Source organism: Sorangium sp. So ce448, assembly GCF_051520915.1.
Taxonomy (GTDB): domain Bacteria; phylum Myxococcota_A; class Polyangia; order Polyangiales; family Polyangiaceae; genus Sorangium; species Sorangium cellulosum_B.
In genome coordinates, this window is the sequence record NZ_CP150343.1 from 1,614,844 (window position 1) to 1,632,220 (window position 17,377).

Below are 17,377 nucleotides of genomic sequence, written 5' to 3' on the forward strand. Positions count from 1 at the left end.
TTTCGACGACATAGGGCTTCTCCTTATTCGTAAGCGATCAACAGGTCCGCGGACGCGTTGGGCGTCTGGTAGCCCGCGTCGCACTCGTCACGCCCGACGAGCACGCGCTCGGCGCGGCCGACCCGCACGCGGAAGTTGGGCCCTTCGAGGGCGTCTCCGGGGCTCAGCAGGGTCTTCTCGCCGCCGCTCTGCACCGCCACAACCGCGTCGGTGACGTAGGCGCCACAGCCCAGCCGGTCGCCCTCGCACCCGGTCGCCTCGATCGAGGCAGCGAGGCCCCCGAGCTGGAGCTCGACGACGTTGGGATAGACCTCGAGCCGCTTCGCCGAGTCGACGGCCGAGACCTCGAGGTGATCGCCCTCGTCGGACCATTGCACCGTCTCGCCCGCCGAGAACGGGAAGTCTTCGATCGGAATGCACAGGTAGTGAGTCAGCGGGGTGAAGCTCGGGTCCGGCTCGCCGCCGTCCTCGCCGCCGGTGCCCATTCCACCTTCGCCGCCGGCTCCGCCGGCGCCCGCGCCGCCGGCGCCACCGACGCCGGCTCCGCCCGCACTCGCGCCACCGGCGCCACTGCCGCCGGCTCCGCCGGCACCCGCGCCGCCAGCGCCTTCAACGTCGGCTCCGCCGGCACCGGCGCCGCCTGTGCCCACGCCGCCTGCGCCGCCCGAGCCATCGCCGGGGCCGAGCCGCCGGTAGTTCATCGTCAATTCGATGCAGCCGTCCGACAGTGCATCGATGTTCGCGATCTCGCCGACCACCTGCTTCGACCAGGGGCCGGCCCACTGGAAGGACGATTGAGGCGCGCCAGCGCACGCCGAGGGTGCGACGCTCGTCTGCAGCGCGCCCGTCTTCACCTGTCCGGGCGCCACCATCGTGTCCGGCTTGAGCGCGACGCGCCCCGCCACCGTCTCCGTGTCCTTCCAGAAATCGCTGTCGTCGTTGACCTTCTGCGGAATCATGACGGTTTGCAGATCGGACCACCATGCCATCACAGGCCGCAGTCCATCGGTCTCGAGCAGCACCACCTCGCAGCGCCCATCCGAGGTCGGCGCCGTCTCCTCGAAATTGCCTGCGGCGAGGTGGGCCTCGGTCCGGTTGAGCGGGAGTGTGTCCTGCGGGTCCAGCCGGTACGTGATCCCGAGGTTGAACGCGCTCGGCCCGAACATGCGTGTCGGATCGCCGGAGGTGACGGCGGCGCAATCGAGCGACGCGTCCACCCAGCGCACGCGAACGTCCACGGTCCCGGACGTGGCATTGATGAGATAGGCGTCCGTGGAGTAGCCCTCGGGTGCGGGGGTGCCGGTCGCGACGCAGGCGAAGGCGGACACCCCCAGGATCGCGCGCTCGAGCATCCAGGCGGTGCGCGAGCCTTCCTCGGCGCTCCGGGCCGAGAACTCCCGGCTGGAAGCCGCGCGCGCCGGGAGGCGCCATGCCGGGACGAGGACCACGAGCGCGGCCAGGTCCGTCGGATCTTGCCAGATACGCCACGTGATCCCCGCGAGCCCCACGAGCCCCACGAGGAGCTGCGCGGCGGCGGCCGAGAGCTTGATCGCCGCGAACGGCGCGACCACGGCCGCGAACGCCAGCGCCCGCCCGCGCGAGGTGCGCGCGTCCACGAGCGCCGCTGCGAGGACGGGGGCGACCACGAGGCCGGCGAGGTCGCTGAGCTTGCCGGTGAGGGCACCTGGCAAGAGCCCGGCGCCTTTCAGGAGGTGGTCGTTGACCACCAGGAGCGCCAGGGCGCCAAGGAAGAGGGGGTGGCGGAGGACCGCGAAGCGAGACGACACAGATTGTCGTGACCGCGACACCAACGTCAGAGCCTCTGCGGGGCCGCCGGCGTTTCGCCGTGATGAGTTCAGCATCGCCGCGGGCCGATAGCAGCGCGCGTGCCACTCGGACGCGCTTTGCTCGCCGAGGTTGCTCCGGACCCGGCGTGCTACAGCTCGCCCTCGCCCTCGCGCCTTCGCGAGCCGGCGTCTCCCCTGTCCCGCTCGTCCCGGCTTTTTTCGGAGCTCTGCGCGCGCAATGCGATCCTGCCTGTTACCGTCCGCTTTCTCTTTTCTCGCGTCCCTCTCCGGGTGTGGCCCTGTCGACAGTGAGCCGTCGATCCCCGTAGAAGCCAGCGATTGTCCCACGCTGTTTGGCGAGGACTTCACCGAGACCCGCGCCGTCGACATCGGCGACGCGTCGTCCGGGACGTTCGTGCCCTACGCCGACGGCGCCGGCGTGCGACTGATCCTCGGCAATCAGGGCTCGATGATGATCACGCCCTGGGTCCGGGTGGAGGCTCTGCCCGGCGACGCAGAGGAGACGTGCCATGTGGTGCGCCTCGCGAACGAGTTCGAGGGCCCGCTCGCCAGCGATCCCGAGGGGATCGCCGCCGCGCAGTTCAACATCCAGTTCATCAAGACCGGCTCTTTCCTGGTCTCGGACGGCGCGCTCTACCACCCTTTCGCGTGGGACCGCGAGACCCTCGAAGGTCAGAAGCTGGAGCTCACGGTGGCCGTGCGCGGCGACGGATACGAGGGCACGAAGAGCGTGAGTATCGCGCTGGAGTGAAGAACCCGGTCCATCGAGCCGTTGCTCGCATCGAGCATGCGATGGCAGGTCCGGTCCAGCGCGACAGGTGAGCGGCGCTACCGCGCGGCGCACCGGGGCGCGACGTAGCGGCCGTTCGGGTCCTCGTCGACGAACACGGGACCCACGTCGGAGAGCTCGAAGCTGACCGATCTTGCGTCGATCGCCGTGATGGTGAGCCTGCCGAATCCCGCGTCGCCGCCGCCGGTGACCGCCCCCGTGCTGCTGCAGTCCGCGCGAGAGGACGTCCCGAAGATCGTGAGATCTCCGCTCGCCGTGTCCACCTCGCCCACGGCGAGCATCGACGCCGGCATGCTGAGCTCGAGGTTCCACCAGTCGCTGCAGGGCTCGAACGTGGGGTTCGCGTCGGGATCGCTGCAGGACAGGGCCAGGGTGGCGATACGGAAGGTCACGGTCGAGTCGCCGAAGACGATCGCGCTCACCGCGCGCCCACCGCCGCCCGAGGTCGTCGGCGACGGCGCGACCGAGCTCGTCGTCGAGATCGGGCCATCCGGGCCGCCCGGGCCGCTCGTGCTGCCCTGGCCGCTCGTGCTGCCCTGGCCGCTCGTGCTGCCCTGGCCGCTCGTGCTGCCCTGGCCGCTCGTGCTGCCCGCGCCGCCGGCCCCGTCTCCTCCGCCGTCCATGATCACCGCGCCGCCGCACGCGCTCTGGACGAGCAGCGCGAGCGAGCCTACCGCCATTGAGATACATCGAGGTGAGCGCTTCATCGTCGCATCGTATCGCCCTCCGGCCCGCGATCGCAGACGAGGGCACGCCTCCGTCGATGGACCGGCCGGGGGCCACCTGTGCTACCGTCGACCACAGCAGGCTCGGATGGCGGCGCGCCCCGTGGCCGGGCGTGAAGCACGGAGCTCCCATGAAGCCACCTGTCGTCGAAGGAGACGTCATCGCCGGCAAGTACCGGGTCGATCGCGTCGTGGGCCGAGGCGGCATGGGCATCGTTGTCGCGGCGAGCCACCTGTTCCTCCCGCAGCGCGTCGCGATCAAGCTCCTTCTCAGCACGGAGAGCCCGGCGCTCGTGCAGCGGTTTCTCCGCGAGGCGCGCGCGGTGGTCCGCCTCAAGGGCGAGCACGTCGTGCGGGTGTTCGACGTCGGTGAGCTCGGCTCGGGCATCCCGTACATCGTGATGGAGTACCTGGAGGGCGAAGATCTCTCCGATGTGCTCCGCGCCCGCGGCACGCTCAGCGTCGTGGACGCGGCCGACTACGTCCTGCAGGCCTGCCTGGCGATGGCCGAGGCGCACGCCGCGGGCATCGTGCACCGCGATCTCAAGCCGGCGAACCTCTTCCTCACGACGACGCCCGGCGGGGCGACGCTCATCAAGGTCCTCGACTTCGGGATCTCGAAGGAGGTGCCGGGCAGCACCGAGGGCGTCGGCGCGTCGTTGACGCAGACGCGGGAGATGCTCGGCTCGCCCAATTACATGTCCCCGGAGCAGATGCGGTCGTCGCGCTCGGTCGACGCCCGCTCCGACGTCTGGGCGCTCGGCGCGCTGCTCTACCGCCTCCTGGTCGGGCAGCCGCCGTTCGATGCCCCGGCGCTCGCCGAGCTCGTGCTGCAGGTCGCGAGCGCCGAGCCGACCCGGCCCACCGCGCTCAGGAGCGACATCCCACCGGGGCTCGAGGCCGTGATCCTCCATTGCCTCCAGAAGGATCCGGCCCGGCGGCCGCAGACCGTGGCCGACCTGGCGCGCGCGCTGGTGCCCTTCGCGACGGCGGGCGGGCACGAGCGGGCGGAGCGCGCCGCGCGGATCCTCGGAGCGGCGGCGCAGGCGACCGGTTCCGTGCCGCCGACCGGTTCGGTGCCGCCGCCGCGGCTCGTGACGGCCAGCGGCCCTCCGAGCGCCCCGTCCGGCGCGATGGCGAGCCTCCTTCCCACGACGCAGGGGCTCACGCGAACGTCCGCGCGGCCCGGGTCGCGCAGGATCCTCGGGGCGGCGCTCGGGGCGGTCGTGATCGCCGTGCTCGCGCTCGCCCTCTGGGGCGCGGTCGCGTTGCCCGGCAGAGCGCCGGAGGCGGCGGCGCTGCAGGCCGCGGCGGCCTCGCGGGACGACACGGCGCCGCGGCGCGCGCGGCAGGACACCGCGGCGCGCGGCGCGGACCCGCTGATCGCGCCCGAGCCGCCGCAGGCGGTCCGTGACGCCTTGCCGCCGCAGCAGCCGCCGGTCTCCTCGGTCGTCGCCCCGGCCAACGACGCGGCGCCCTCCGGGGCGGCGCTCGAGGGCCGGCGCGCGCCCCCGGCCACGAGCGCGTCGGCGACGCCGAAGGCGCCGTCGGCGCCCGGAGGGACGAATCCCTTGGAACCACCGCTCAGATGAGACAGGAACCACCCGCCTCCGACCCGTTGCACCCCGCATTCCAGCCGGACGCAGGCGAGGCGCCGGTGCGTTCGCGCCGCCCGGCGACGGGGCTCGCGCCAGCGGTCGCCATCGTGGTGTTGACCACGGCCGGCGGCGCGGCCGCGCAGCGACCCCAGCCCGCCCCTGCGGCGGCTCCTGTGCCGGCGGCTCCCGCGCCGGCCGCCCCCGCGCCGGCGGCTCCCGCGCCGGCCGCCCCCGCGCCGGCGGCTCCTGCCCCCGCCGCTCTCGCGCCGGTCCCTTCGGCGCCGGGCGAGGCTCCTTCTGCGCCCGCCCGCGAGCGGCTGAGCGGTGAGGCCAGGGCCGATTACGAGTCCGGCAAGGCGCTCTTTCGCAACGGCGACTTCGCCAGCGCCTTCCTCAAGTTCCAGAGCGCCTACGAGAGCTCGAAGGACGCGCGCCTCCTCTGGAACATGATCGCCTGCACGTCCAAGATGCACCGGTACACCCAGCTGCTTGCGCTGGTGGGCAGGTTGAAGCAGGAGGACCGCGGCGTCCTGCTCCCGGAGGACTGGGCGACGATCGCCGAGGTCGAGCGGGACGCCAGCGCCCTCGTCGGTCACCTGGACATCGCGGTGAGCGAGCGGGACGCGGAGGTGACGATCGACGGCGAGCCGATCGGGAAGACGCCGCTCCCGGGCAAGGTGATCGTCGACGCCGGCACGAGGCGAATCCGTGTCTTCAAGCCGGGGTTCAAGGAGCACCTCCGCGTGGAGAGCGTGGCCCCTGGCGCGCAGCTGGCGCTCGACGTCCGGCTGGCGCGGCCGATGAACGGCGGCAGGCTCTCCATCGTTGCCTCTCCGGGCGATCGCCTCGCGCTCGACGGCGAGTTCCTGGGCGAAGGGCAGTGGGAGGGCATCGTGCCGAGCGGCCGTCACGTGGTGAGGGTGACGGCGCCGGGAAAGGTGCCCTACCAGGCCCAGATACGGATTCAGGACGAGGCGCTGAGCAGCGTCCGCGTCGGCCTGGTGCCGGCCGAGAAGCGCGGCGGGACGCCGTCGTGGGTATGGATCGCCGGCGCCGGGGCGGTCGTCGCGGCGGCCCTGTCGGCCGGCCTCCTCCTCCTGCACGAGCCCAATCCCGCGCAGGTGGGGGCGGGCCAGGGAGCCGCCGGCGAGGGCCGCCCGACCGGATTCGGTGGCCGGTTTTGAGGGGGCCGCCGCGGTCCACGGCGGCGCTCGCACACGAACCTGCGCCTCGCTCCGGCGAGCGCGGCCGGCAGGCCGCCGTCAGATCATCCCTGTCAGCGGTCCTGTGCAGAAGTCCGGGTCGCCGAACGTGTCGGCCTCGATGCCCATCGCGTGGAGCAGCGACAGGAGCAGGTTGTTGTGCGCGACCTCCTTCTGCTGGACGACGTATCGGCCCGTCTTGAAATAACCTCCTGCGCTCCCGGCGACGACATAAGGGATGTTCTTGCGCAGGTGATTGCCGTCCGCGTGCTCGTTGGTCCAGAAGATCACCGTGTTGTCGAAGACCGTGCCGTCGCCCTCCGGCATGCTCTTCAGCCTGGCGATCAGGTACGCGAGCTGCTCGGCGTAGAAGCGGCTGATCCTGGTGAGCCGCTCGCGGTTCACCTGATCGGCGTAGCCGTTGTGCGCCATCGGGTGGTGGCCCTCGGTGATGTCCGGCCCGAGGAAGCTCAGCACCTTGGTCGTCGCGGAGTTCGTGAAGTGCAGGCTCGCGACCCGCGTCAGATCGCAGGCGAGGGACATCGCGATGAGATCCAGCTGGAGCCGGCAGAGCTCCGGCATGCTGGCGACCTTGTCGACGTCGAGATCCGGCGTCAGCGCCGGCGCGGCGCACGCCGGCGAGGTCGGCGCCGAGCCGCGATCGAGGCGCGACGCGATGTCCTCCACCGACGCGAGGTGCCCGTCGAGCTTCTGCCGATCCGCGGCGCCCAGCCGCTTGCGCAGCCGGTCGTAGTCCGAGGCCACCTTGCCGAGCACCGCCCTGCGCTGCTCGGTCTTCCGCGTCGCGTCGGCGGGCGCGACCGACAGGTCGGAGAAGAGCCTGTCGAACGCGGCGTACGGGCTGTTCTCCGGCGGCAGCGGCTGCGCCGGCCCGCGGTACGCGAGGCGCGCGCCCACGGTCGCCCCGTACACGAGCACGCCGAGCTCGAGCGAGAGGAACTTGGTCTTCGTGCCGATGTGGTTCGCGATCTCCTGGTCGAGCGAGATGCCGTCGGCCCAGCCGCACGACAGCCCGGCGTCGCCGGGGAAGTCGCCCTCCTGCATCGCGCGCGCGGTCAGGCACTGCCCCGTGCCCTTCTGGTGCGCGTCGCCCGGCCCCGTCAGCGCCGACAGCGCGCTCACGTTGCCGAGGACCAGCAGATCCCTGTTGTGGTCCTTGAGCGGCGCGAGGATGGGCGACAGCTCCTCGCCGTCCCGGAACGTCGAGGACGACGGCCAGAAGTCCGGCGGGACGGTCCCGTTCGGCGTGTAGAGCACGATGAACCGCTTCGGGAACTCGAGCCCGAACGCGGCCCGCCCCGTCTGCTCCGACGCCGGCGCGAGCCGCTTCGAGCAGCCCATCGCCTCGAGGAACGGCAGCGCGAGCGCCGCGCCGCCGAGGCCTTTGAGCACGGCGCGGCGGCTGAGTCGGAAAGGCTTCATCACGGCTCTCCTCCCGGGGCGCTCTCCGAGGCGCCCCTTGCGTCGTCTCCCACGTCGCCCACGTTGATCTCGCGCCGGTAGCGGAACGCGTCGGTCTGGGTGAGCGCCACGAGCAGCGCCCTGACGTTGTACCGGGACGCCTCGAACGCCTCCGTCGCCTGCGAGAGGCTGCAGGCGTCCTCGCGCTGCTCGGCGCGGCCGTAGCCGAAGCGGAACCACTGCTTCACGACGCACGCGCGCACCTGTTCGCTCTCCGCGAGCCGGTGCGCGAGCTCGACCGCTCCGTCGAACGGCCCGTCGATGTCCGTCTGCGTGAGCTCGCCGCTGGCGTCGACCGGGATGCCGTTCTCGGCGTCCCGCCAGCGGCCGAGCGCGTCGTAGTGCTCGAAGCCGAACCCGATGGGGTCGAGCAGCGTGTGGCAGCTCCTGCAGCCCGGGTCGGACACGTGCTGCGAGAACTGCTCGCGCGTCGTCTTCGTCCGGTCGACCATCGGCGGCTCCGGGACCACGTCCGGCGGCGGCGGCGGGATCTGGCAGAGCAGGCTCTGGCGCACGAACCGGCCGCGGTGCACCGGCGAGGACCGGTTCGGCTTCGCGTAGAGCGAGAGCAGCCCGGCGTGCGTCAGGAAGCCGGCGCGCTGCGACGGATCGAGCTCCACCCGCTCGAACGCCTCGCCCTTCGGGCCCCCCTCGACGCCGTAGAGCTCGGCGAGCTCCCGGTTCATCATCGAATAGGACGCCGTGAACAGCGTGCTCACGCTCGCGTCCTCCTCGAAGATCGCGTGATCCAGGAACGCCTCGGTCTCGGCCTGGAACAGCGGCAGGAGCTCGTCCCGGTACTCGGGGTAGAGCTCCGGATCCCTCCCGCCCGCGGCGATCTCGTCGATCTTCGAGAGCCCGAGCCACTGGCGGTGGAAGTTCTTCACGGCCTCGCGCGCCCGCGGATCGTCCAGCATGCGCCGCGCCTGCGCCGCGATCTCCGCGGCGGTGCCGAGCGCCCCTCTCTCGGCGGCCGCGAAGAGCGCGTCGTCGGGCATCGTGCCCCAGAGCAGGTACGAGAGCCGCGAGGCGAGCTCGTACGAGGTGAGCGGCACGACGTCGCCCTCCACCGGATCCGGCATGCCGAGCTCGACGCGGTAGAGGAAGTGCGGCGACTGGAGCATCGCCTGGACGACGAGCGAGAGTCCGGTCGACGCGTCGTCGGGCGTTTCCCCGAGGCCGAGCCCGCGGTCGAAGAGCGCGGCGAGCTCGGCGACCTCGTCCTCGGCGAGGGGCCGGCGGAACGCCCGCTTGCCGAGCGACGCGATGAGCGCCGCGATCTCGCCGCGGCACGCGGCGCCCGCCGCGGCCCCGCGGCACGAGGGCGCCTCGCCGAGCAGCTTGCCCGCCGCGCGCGCCGCGATGCCCTCGGCGGCGGTCATGTACTGCTCCGCGAGCAGCGGGCTCACCACGAGCGCCGCCGCCTGGTTGTTGAAGCCGAGCGACTCCTCCTCGGGCACGAAGCCCCTCGCAGGGCGGCTGTCGTCGCCGAGGAGATCGAGTATCGTATTGTCGTACTCCACCCGTGTCATGCGGCGGAGCGGCGACTCGCCTGGCTCGATGGAGTCGCAGAGCGGCGCCGTCGCCTCGCCGTCGTCGTTGTCGTCGCTCGCGGGGAGATCGCCGAACTGCCCTGAGCAGGAGGCGAGGAGGAGCAGGCCGATGGGCCAGCGGAGAGCTCTTGGTTCAGCCATGGTGCCTCGTCGGCGAGCGCGGGCAGGGCACGGCGCGTTCCCCTCCGTGCAGCGTGCGCGGCGCGGCCGTGTGCGTGGCGCGCCATCTCGCCATCTTCAAGGAGCGTATGGCAAACCGTCGCTCCCGGATAGGAGCCGCGCTCGGAGCCGCCGAATCAAGTGGGAGCACGGGGCCGATGTGATCATCCCGTGCGCGCGTGTCTTACGGCGTTGCCGCGGACTCCGGCCTTCGAAGGCGGCTCGACCTGCGGTGTACGGAGCGACTATGCTCGCGCCCAATGCAAAGGCGAACGCTCGCCTGTCCTGTCTCTCCTCGTTCGCCGATCGCGCCGCGGCGCCGCGCGCGCCGCTCTTCTGCGGCCGCGCCGCTCGGCGCGGCGCTCTCGGCGCTGTCGATGCTCCTGGCGCTCCTGGCGCCGGGCTCGGCGCTCGCCGATCCCAGCGCGGCGTCCAGCGCCGATCGCGCCGAGCGCGATGAAGGCGCCCGCTCCCCCGCCGCGGGGACGGCGCTCTTCAGCGCGGGTGTCGATCTCGAGATCGCGGGTCGTACGCTGTCCTATAGCGATCTGCTCTCCGACAACCTCCGCACCTACGAGGTGCTGGGCGTGCCCATGCCGTCCCTCCGGGGCGAGCTGTACCCGTTCGCGCGAAGCGCCGTCCCGGTGCTCCGCGACCTCGGCGTCGAGCTCTCGTACGCTCGCGCGCTCGGCCTCGACTCGGAGGGCGCCGGCGGAGCGAGCGTGTCGACCTCGTGGAGCCGGCTCCACGCGGGCCTCCGGGGCCGTTACCGCCTCGCCGGACAGGACGGGCCGGTCCTGTTCGCGGGCGGCGGACTCCGCTGGACCGACTTCGATATCGAGTCGACGGGCGATGCGTCGCGCGACGCCGCGTCGGTGTCTTACGTCGCCTTGCGCGTGGGCGTGGACGGGCGATTGCCGGTCGGCCCGGTCGCGCTGGAGGCCGGGGGAGGGGTTCAGGCGCCGCTCTCGATGGGAGCCCTCGCCTCACATTTCCGCGCGCCGAGCGCCGGAGGCGTCGATTTCCGCGTCGCGGTCGCCGCCCCGTTCGCGCCGGGGATCGAGGCGCGCGCCGGCGCGTCGTACGCGCGGTTCTTCTACGATTTCGACTCCGAGCCAGAGGACACGTACATCGCTGGCGGGGCGCTCGACCAGCTCTTCAGCGTTCACCTGGGGGTGGCTTATTATGGGGAGTGAGGTGCGCTCGGCGCGCGCGGCGCGCGCCGTGTCTGCCCGTCGCGGCGGGCGCTTCACGGCGGCGGCGACGGCGGCGGCGCTCGTCGCGCCGGCCTTGCCGCTGCTCGCGGGGTGTCCGGGGACGATCGACGATCAGGAGCGGTTCGACCGGCGGCACGGCGGCGGCGGTCCGCAGGCCGCGTGCGCCGACGTGCCCGCGGTGTTCGCCGAGCGGTGCGGCGGCGCGAGCTGCCACGGACCGGGCGAGCCCGCGGCGGGCCTCGACCTCGTCACGCTCGGCGTCGGCGATCGCGTCGCCGGCCGCCCGGCCACGAGCTGCGCCGGCGTGCTCGCCGACCCCGATCGGCCGGAGGAGAGCGCGCTCTACGTGCGGCTCACCGACGCGCCCTCGTGCGGCGCGCGCATGCCGCTCGGCGGGGCCCCCTACTCGTCCGAGGAGATCGCGTGTGTCGCCGCCTGGATCGCGGAGCTCACGCCGGCCGCGTGCAGCGGCCTCGACTGCGGCTGTCCCGGCTGCGTGTGTACGCCCGGCGCGCAGGAGGCGTGTTACACGGGCCCGGGGGGGACGGACGGCGTCGGGCGCTGCGTGGCCGGCACGCGCGTCTGCAACGCGGAGGGCACGTCGTGGGGCCCGTGCATGGGGGAGGTCCTGCCCGCGTTCGACGCGTGCGACACGCCCGACGACGAGGACTGCGACGGCGCGACGCCCGCCTGCGAGGACGTGTGGAGCCGCGGCTTCGGCGACGCGAACGGCCAGTACGCCCGCTCCGTCGCGTTCGACGCGGACGGCAACGTGATCGTGGCCGGCCAGCTGGAGGGGACCGTCGATCTCGGCGGCGGCCCGCTCACGGCCACCGGCACGGACGCCTTCGTGGCGAAGTTCGACAGGTTCGGTACGCACCTCTGGAGCAAGCTGTTCCCGGGCGACGGCAACCAGTTCGCGATGGCGCTCGCCGTCGACGCGGCGGGCAGCGTCCTCGTGGCGGGCCGCGCCTTCGGCCGCGTCGATCTCGGCGGCGGCGAGCTCGCGTCGCACGGGAGCGACGACGTCTTCGTCGTCAAGCTGGGCGGTGGCGGCGAGCACATCTGGAGCAGGATCTTCGGCGGATCCGGCGCGGATCGCTGCGACCGCATCGCCGTCGACGCGGCGGGCAACGTCCTCGTGGCGGGCGGCTACCACGGCGCCGTCGACTTCGGCGCCGGCGAGCTCACGAGCGCGGGCATGCGCGACGCCTTCGTGCTGCGCCTCGCCTCGGACGACGGCCGGACCCTCCTCGCCCTGCGCGCCGGCGGCGAAGGCGACGACTACGCCCACGGGATCGCGGCCGACGCCGACGGCAACCTGCTCGTCGCGGGGTATTTCGAGGGATCCATCGATCTCGGCGGCGCGCCGCTCGAGAGCGCCGGCCTCTCCGACATCTTCCTCGCCAAGCTCCGTCCTTCCGGCGAGCACGTCTGGAGCGCCCGGTTCGGCGGCGCCGAGGCGGACGAGGCCCACGACGTCGCGGTCCACCCGGCGACGGGCGACGTGGCGCTCACGGGCACGTTCGCGTCGACCATCGACCTCGGCGGCGATCCGCTGGTGAGCGCCGGCGGGCGAGATCTGTTCGTCGCCAGGCTCTCCGGGGCCGGAGCGCACCTGATGAGCCGGCGCTTCGGCGACGACGAGGACCAGCTGCTCACCGATTTCGAGACCGGGGCGCGCGCGAGCGTCGCGGTGGACTCCGCCGGCAATCTCCTGCTCGCGGGGCCGCTGTTCGGCTCGGCGGACTTCGGCGGAGGGCCGCTGACGAGCCGAGGAAAGACCGATGTCTACCTGGTCAAGCTCGGCGCCTCCGGCGATCACGTCTTCAGCAAGCTGTTCGGTGACGTCCAGACGCAGGTCGGCCTCGACGTGGCGGCGGGCTCAGGCGCGAGCGTGCTGATCGCCGGCCGTTTCTACGGTGCCATCAACTTCGGTCAAGGGGCGCTCGCGAGCGCGGGCCAGGGCGACGCGTTCGTCGCGAAGCTCTCTTTATAAATACCGTTCTCACTGCAACTGTCGCGCTCGCTCGCCAGCGCTGCGCGCTGTTTGCCCACCTCTTCTGCCAAGGCCATCTACGGCGCGTGGCAATTTGCCTCGCTGGGGCGGCATGGATGTTCGTTCATCGCTCGTGCGGGCACGTCGCTCCCATTCCTTGCCTCGTTTCCAGCTTTCTCGGAGTGGCATGTTCTCTGCTCGACACCGCTCGACCGCGCGACGAGATGCTCCGCTGATCGGAGGATTTCCGTCGAGCCGAGCGAGTGAGTCCGAAGGAGCCGAGGTATGCGCGTCCTGCTTATCACCAAGATCTTCCCGAACGCGACGAACCCGGGACAGGCGCCGTTCAACCGGCGACAGTTCGCCGCGCTCTCGAGGTATTGCGACATCGACGTCTTCGCGACGATCCCCTGGTTTCCGGGGGCTTCCAGGTTCTCTCGGTGGTCCATGTCGAGCGACGCGCCTCGCGAGGACGTGATCGAGGGATTGCCGGTACGCCACCCGCGTTTCCTCTATGTGCCCAAGGTGGCGCCCTATCTCAATGGCCCGCTCTATGCGGCTTCCATGCTCTTCGAGCTGGCGCGCCACCGCCCGGCGCCGGACGTCATCGTGGGCTCCTTCGCCTATCCGGACGGATTCGCCGCTGTGTGCCTCGCGGAGTTGCTCGGCGTCCCGGCGGTCGTCAAGGTGCATGGCTCGGACGTCGACGTGCTCTCGCAACAACCGGCGGTCAGGCCCTCGCTCGGGTGGGGTCTCCAGCGCGCGACCCGCGTCGTCGCCGTGAGCAAGCAGCTGGCCGAGGGGGTGCACGCGCTCGGCGTCCCGCGCGATCGCATCGATGTCGTCATGAACGGCGTCGATCGAGGCATGTTCTACCCGCGCGACCGGCGCGAGGCCCGCGCCGCCCTGGGCCGCCCCGCGGAGCGCCGGCTGCTGCTCTACGTCGGCCACCTGCTCCGCGACAAGGGCGCGCTCGACGCGATCGCCGCGTTCGAGCGCATCGCCGCCGCGCACCCCGACGTCGACCTCGCGCTGGTCGGGAGCGGCGCGGACGAGCAGGCCTGCAGGTCGGCGGCGGAGCGGCTCGGCGGGCGCGTCCTGATGACCGGTCGCCTGCCGCACCAAGAAGTGGCGCGCTGGGTCGCCGCCTGCGATGCGCTCGTCCTGCCGAGCCATCACGAGGGCACACCCAACGTCGTGATCGAGTCGCTCGCGTCGGGCCGACGGGTGGTCGCGACGCGGGTCGGGGGCATCCCCGACGTGATCAGCCGCCCCGAGCTCGGCGAGCTCGTCGCGCCCGGCGATCTCCCCGCCCTGGCCGGCGCCATGGAGCGCGCCGCGCACGCGCCCTACGATCCCGAGCGGATCTCGGCGCTCGCCGGGTGCAAGGGGTGGGACGAGAGCGCTCGCGCGCTCCACGACACGCTCGTCCTGGCGCGGAGCGAGCGGCGCTCGCCAGCGCCCGCGCCGCTGCGTATGCCCGTGATCGACAAGGGCCCCGCGCTCCAGGCGGACGCGCAACCCCCTGCGTCCGTGCGACGGGCGCCGCCCCCCTCGAGGCGGTTCCCCGACGGCGCTCAGCTCGTGGCGGGCCAGGCCTGAAGGGCTGCGCGCTCGCCCTGGCTCCGCCTCAGGCCACGGGCACGGCTTTTTCGGGCCGCAGGCGCACGGTGGGGCCGGGATCCGGGGGCGGCGGCTCGGCGCGCGGCATCGCGGCGCGCGCCGTCCAGAAGCTCCTTGCGTCGTCCGGCGTCCACGCCGGTGCCGGCTCGCACGCGTCGAGCGCGGCGAGCAGCTCGCGCGCGCTCTGGTAACGGTCGCCTGGCCGCTTGGCGAGGCACCGCATCACCACCTCTTCCAGCTCCGACGACAGCGGCCAGGGCGCGCGCAGCGACGGCGGGATCGGCGGCATCGTCAGGTGCGAGTAGACGAGCTTGCCGAAGCTCCGGCCGTCGAAGGGGGCCACGCCCGTCAGCAGGTAATAGAGCGTGACCCCGAGCGAGTAGATGTCGCTCCGGGCGTCCACGGCGCCGGCCGAGATCATCTCCGGGGACATGTACGTCGGCGTTCCCTTGATCACGCCGACGTCCGTCATGCTCGCGTCTCCCTCCAGGCTCACCTGCTTCGCGATCCCGAAGTCGAGCACCTTGAGCACGTCCTGCTCGTCGCCCACACGCGTGATGTAGAGGTTGTGGGGCTTGATATCGCGGTGGATGACGCCCGCGTCGTGCGCCTCCGCCAGCGAGAGGCAGGCCTGCCGCGCGAAGTGGACGACCCGGGAGGGCGGCATCGGGCCGTGATCGCGCACCAGGGTGGCCAGGTCGGCGCCGGCCAGGTGCTCCATCGCGATGTAGAAGATGCCGTCGCTGCTCGCGCCGAAATCGAAGATCCGGATCGTGTGCGGCGACGTGAGCCGGCTCGTCGCGCGCGCCTCGCGCTCGAAGCTGCGCACGTCGCCCTCGGACTTGCTCTCGCTGCGGAGCAGCTTCAGCGCCACGTCGCGTCGCAGCGACTCGTCCCAGGCGAGCCACACCTCGTTCTGCCCGCCCCGACCGACCGGCGCCACGAGCCGGTAACGGCCGAGCTTGCGGGCCTCGTAGACCTGCTGGCGCGCCGACCAGAGGCCGTGGCTCGCCGCCGACACCAGGATCGCGGTGGCGAGCACGAAGATGTAATTGCAGGCGAAGATCACGAGCAACCGCGGCGACGTCCACTGCGCCGCGAGCGCCGGGTCGAGGGACGCCCCCGCGCCCATGATGATGGGGAAGCTGAGCGCCACCGGGATCGTCATCCGGAGCGATCGCGAGAAGTGCGTGGGCAGGATCGTCGCGTCGACGAGCATCACGATCGACAGCCCGTGCATGTAGTTCCAGGTCAGATCCCCGAACTCCAGCGCCATCACGGAGATGAGCCCCCCCGTGCTCCAGACCGCGAAGACGTGCGCCGCGTCGAGGAGCTCGGCCGAGGTCTGCTCGCGCCGGGCGAGGAGGTACAGCCAGAGCAGGATGACCTCGCCGAGCAGCCGGTAGAGCAGCAGCCGGGTCACCGAGGCGCTCGGAAACACGGCGAGCACCACGAACACGTCGAGCGCCGCGAACGTGGGCCAGGTCACGAGCGCCGTGGGGAGCCCCCGCGCCATCGCGCGGCGCTCGTCCGCCGAGCTGATGCCTCGAGGTCCCTGGGATCCCGTCGAATGGAAGCTGCTCGAGGCGGTCATGGTGCGGCGCGGGCCGTATCGCAGGCCATTGGAGCCCCGCGCTGGCGCGGAGTCAAAGCGCACGTAGCCCGTCTGGAGGAGCGAGAAATGACGCATCGCACGTGTCGCACGCAACGTACGTGTGGCGCGCATCGCACGCATCACAGACGTCGTACGCGCTGCCCACGTCGTACGCGCCACGCGAGCGCCGCCCGGGCGCGGCGCGGCGAGCGCGCCTCCGGGGTTCCGCCGGCGGGGCGTCCGTTGTAGAGGCGCTCCGCGCTCGCTCCGAGACCCCCGCCACGGCGGCGATCTCGGCGGCGATCCGCGGGGAAATGGGATGAAGCAGAGACGTGCGCTCGTGATCATCGCGGTCCGCAATGGCGTGCTCGCCGGCGCGGCCCCCGCGCGGGCGGCCATGGGCCCGCGCGTGATCCAGGGACCGGCCCTCTCTCGCGCGCGCGGCTGCTGCGGCGCGCCGGTGCGCTGACGGCCCGTGGCGAAGATCGGCTACTACGTCCACGGGCGCGGGCGCGGGCACGCGAGCCGCGCGCTCCCGATCGTCGGAGCCCTCCGCGAGCGCGGCCACGAGCTCCGGATCTACGGCGGCGGCCAGGCGGCTGACCTGCTCGGCGCGCTCCCGGAGCACCGCCCCGTGCGGCCGATCCACCGCGGGCTCGCGGGCGTGATCGAGCTCCCGCGCCGCCTGGCGAAGGAGATCGTCGAGCAGGCGGGCTTCCGGCCCGACGCCATCGTGAGCGACGGCGACGTCCCGTCGCTGCTCGCCGCGCGCGCGCTCGGGATCCCCGCCGTCGCGCTCGGCCACGATCTCGTCTTCTCGCGCTGCCGCCTGCCCGAGGGGCTGCCGAGGCTGCGGGTGCTCGCGTGCCGGCGCACGACCTGGGCCTCCAGCCGGGCGCGCCGCGCGGTCGCCGTCCACTTCCTGCCGATCGAGCCGGAGACGCCGGGCACCCTCGTCGCGCGGCCCGAGCGCCGGCTCGCCCCCGCGCGCGCCGGCGAGCCCGGGGCCGTCGTCTGCTACTTCAGCGAGTGCGACGCGCGCCGCGTGCTCGCGCTCGTCGCGCGCGACGGCCGGCGCGTCATCGCGTTCGGCGACCGGGGCCTCGACGTGCCCGGCGTCGAGGCGCGCGCCTTCGATCCGGGCGCGTTCCTCGGTCACCTCGAGGGCGCGTCGGCGGTCGTGACCACCGCCGGCAGCAACGTCCTCGCCGAGTGCGTGCTCGCCGGCAAGCCCGTGCTCGCGCTCCACGACGACCGCCACAACGAGCAGACGCTCAACGCGCTCCTCGCCGAGCGGGCCGGCGTCGCCGTCGCGAGCTCGCTCGCGGCGCTCTCGCCGGCCGTCGTGGCGCGCTTCTTCGATCGCTGCCGCGCCGCCGACTTCGCTCGCATCGACCTGGCGCGCGCGCTGCCGAGCGCCCCTTCTGCCGTGCTCACCCTGCTGGAGGAGGCGTGCGCGGGCGCCTCGTGACGAGGTGCATCGCGACGTTCGCACCTCGCACCGTGGCCGAAGTCGACACAAGCGGCATGACGTTTGCTAATTACGCCCACTGCCGACAGGCCGATCGGCCGACGAGGAATGGCTGCTGTGCCGAGCAGCAGGCAGCGCTCGCGGCCGCAGCGCGAC

Annotated in this window: 13 protein-coding genes; 8 read left to right on the forward strand and 5 right to left on the reverse strand. The window is 72.6% G+C overall.

All coding sequences use genetic code 11. From position 1 onward, the window contains the following. Positions 1 to 23: 23 nt before the first annotated feature. Positions 24 to 1,787 (reverse strand): hypothetical protein, encoded by a 1,764-nt coding sequence (locus WMF45_RS06000; RefSeq protein WP_437715983.1) that lies wholly within the window; start codon positions 1,785 to 1,787, stop codon positions 24 to 26. A gap of 238 nt (positions 1,788 to 2,025) precedes the next feature. Here WMF45_RS06000 and WMF45_RS06005 point away from each other — a divergent pair, with 238 nt between their 5' ends. Next, a complete protein-coding gene (locus tag WMF45_RS06005; RefSeq protein ID WP_437715984.1) occupies positions 2,026 to 2,559 on the forward strand; it encodes a hypothetical protein in 534 nt (177 codons plus the stop codon). Positions 2,560 to 2,636: 77 nt separating this feature from the next. Here WMF45_RS06005 and WMF45_RS06010 read toward each other — a convergent pair whose 3' ends face one another. Then, positions 2,637 to 3,278: a hypothetical protein gene (locus tag WMF45_RS06010; RefSeq protein ID WP_437715985.1), complete on the reverse strand. Its 642-nt coding sequence runs from the start codon at positions 3,276 to 3,278 to the stop codon at positions 2,637 to 2,639. A 176-nt stretch (positions 3,279 to 3,454) separates the two neighbouring features. Here WMF45_RS06010 and WMF45_RS06015 point away from each other — a divergent pair, with 176 nt between their 5' ends. Together WMF45_RS06015 and WMF45_RS06020 are read left to right on the forward strand one after the other, a co-directional pair. After that, the gene (locus tag WMF45_RS06015; RefSeq protein WP_437715986.1) at positions 3,455 to 4,915 is read left to right on the forward strand and encodes a protein kinase domain-containing protein; all 1,461 of its coding nucleotides are present in this window, start codon (positions 3,455 to 3,457) and stop codon (positions 4,913 to 4,915) included. Continuing rightward, on the forward strand, positions 4,912 to 6,105 hold the full coding sequence (locus WMF45_RS06020; RefSeq protein WP_437715987.1) for a PEGA domain-containing protein: 1,194 nt from the start codon (positions 4,912 to 4,914) through the stop codon (positions 6,103 to 6,105). Before WMF45_RS06015 ends, WMF45_RS06020 begins: the two co-directional genes overlap by 4 nt. 78 nt (positions 6,106 to 6,183) lie before the next feature. Here WMF45_RS06020 and WMF45_RS06025 read toward each other — a convergent pair whose 3' ends face one another. Next, entirely contained in the window at positions 6,184 to 7,566 is a 1,383-nt protein-coding gene (locus WMF45_RS06025; protein WP_437715988.1) for a DUF1552 domain-containing protein, read from the reverse strand. Next, positions 7,566 to 9,299, reverse strand: a complete 1,734-nt coding sequence (locus WMF45_RS06030) for a DUF1592 domain-containing protein (protein ID WP_437715989.1) — start codon at positions 9,297 to 9,299, stop codon at positions 7,566 to 7,568. Before WMF45_RS06030 ends, WMF45_RS06025 begins: the two co-directional genes overlap by 1 nt. A 278-nt stretch (positions 9,300 to 9,577) precedes the next feature. Between WMF45_RS06030 and WMF45_RS06035 the strand changes: the two genes are divergently transcribed. The 3 genes from WMF45_RS06035 (at position 9,578) to WMF45_RS06045 (ending at position 14,135) form a co-directional block, all read left to right on the forward strand. Continuing rightward, the gene (locus WMF45_RS06035; RefSeq protein WP_437715990.1) at positions 9,578 to 10,513 is read left to right on the forward strand and encodes a hypothetical protein; all 936 of its coding nucleotides are present in this window, start codon (positions 9,578 to 9,580) and stop codon (positions 10,511 to 10,513) included. A 28-nt stretch (positions 10,514 to 10,541) separates the two neighbouring features. Continuing rightward, the gene (locus tag WMF45_RS06040; RefSeq protein ID WP_437715991.1) at positions 10,542 to 12,533 is read left to right on the forward strand and encodes an SBBP repeat-containing protein; all 1,992 of its coding nucleotides are present in this window, start codon (positions 10,542 to 10,544) and stop codon (positions 12,531 to 12,533) included. A gap of 285 nt (positions 12,534 to 12,818) precedes the next feature. Beyond that, positions 12,819 to 14,135: a glycosyltransferase family 4 protein gene (locus WMF45_RS06045; protein WP_437715992.1), complete on the forward strand. Its 1,317-nt coding sequence runs from the start codon at positions 12,819 to 12,821 to the stop codon at positions 14,133 to 14,135. A 28-nt stretch (positions 14,136 to 14,163) separates the two neighbouring features. On the opposite strand, the gene WMF45_RS06050 is transcribed toward WMF45_RS06045, so the two are convergent. After that, positions 14,164 to 15,750 carry a serine/threonine-protein kinase gene (locus WMF45_RS06050; protein WP_437715993.1) on the reverse strand — a complete coding sequence of 529 codons (1,587 nt, stop codon included), beginning with the start codon at positions 15,748 to 15,750 and terminating at the stop codon, positions 14,164 to 14,166. Positions 15,751 to 16,069: 319 nt separating this feature from the next. Between WMF45_RS06050 and WMF45_RS06055 the strand changes: the two genes are divergently transcribed. Both WMF45_RS06055 and WMF45_RS06060 read left to right on the forward strand, forming a co-directional pair. Continuing rightward, the gene (locus WMF45_RS06055) at positions 16,070 to 16,219 is read left to right on the forward strand and encodes a hypothetical protein (RefSeq protein WP_437715994.1); all 150 of its coding nucleotides are present in this window, start codon (positions 16,070 to 16,072) and stop codon (positions 16,217 to 16,219) included. A gap of 6 nt (positions 16,220 to 16,225) precedes the next feature. Beyond that, complete coding sequence (locus WMF45_RS06060) at positions 16,226 to 17,221, forward strand: glycosyltransferase family protein (protein ID WP_437715995.1); 996 nt, start codon at positions 16,226 to 16,228, stop codon at positions 17,219 to 17,221. Positions 17,222 to 17,377 lie beyond the last annotated feature (156 nt).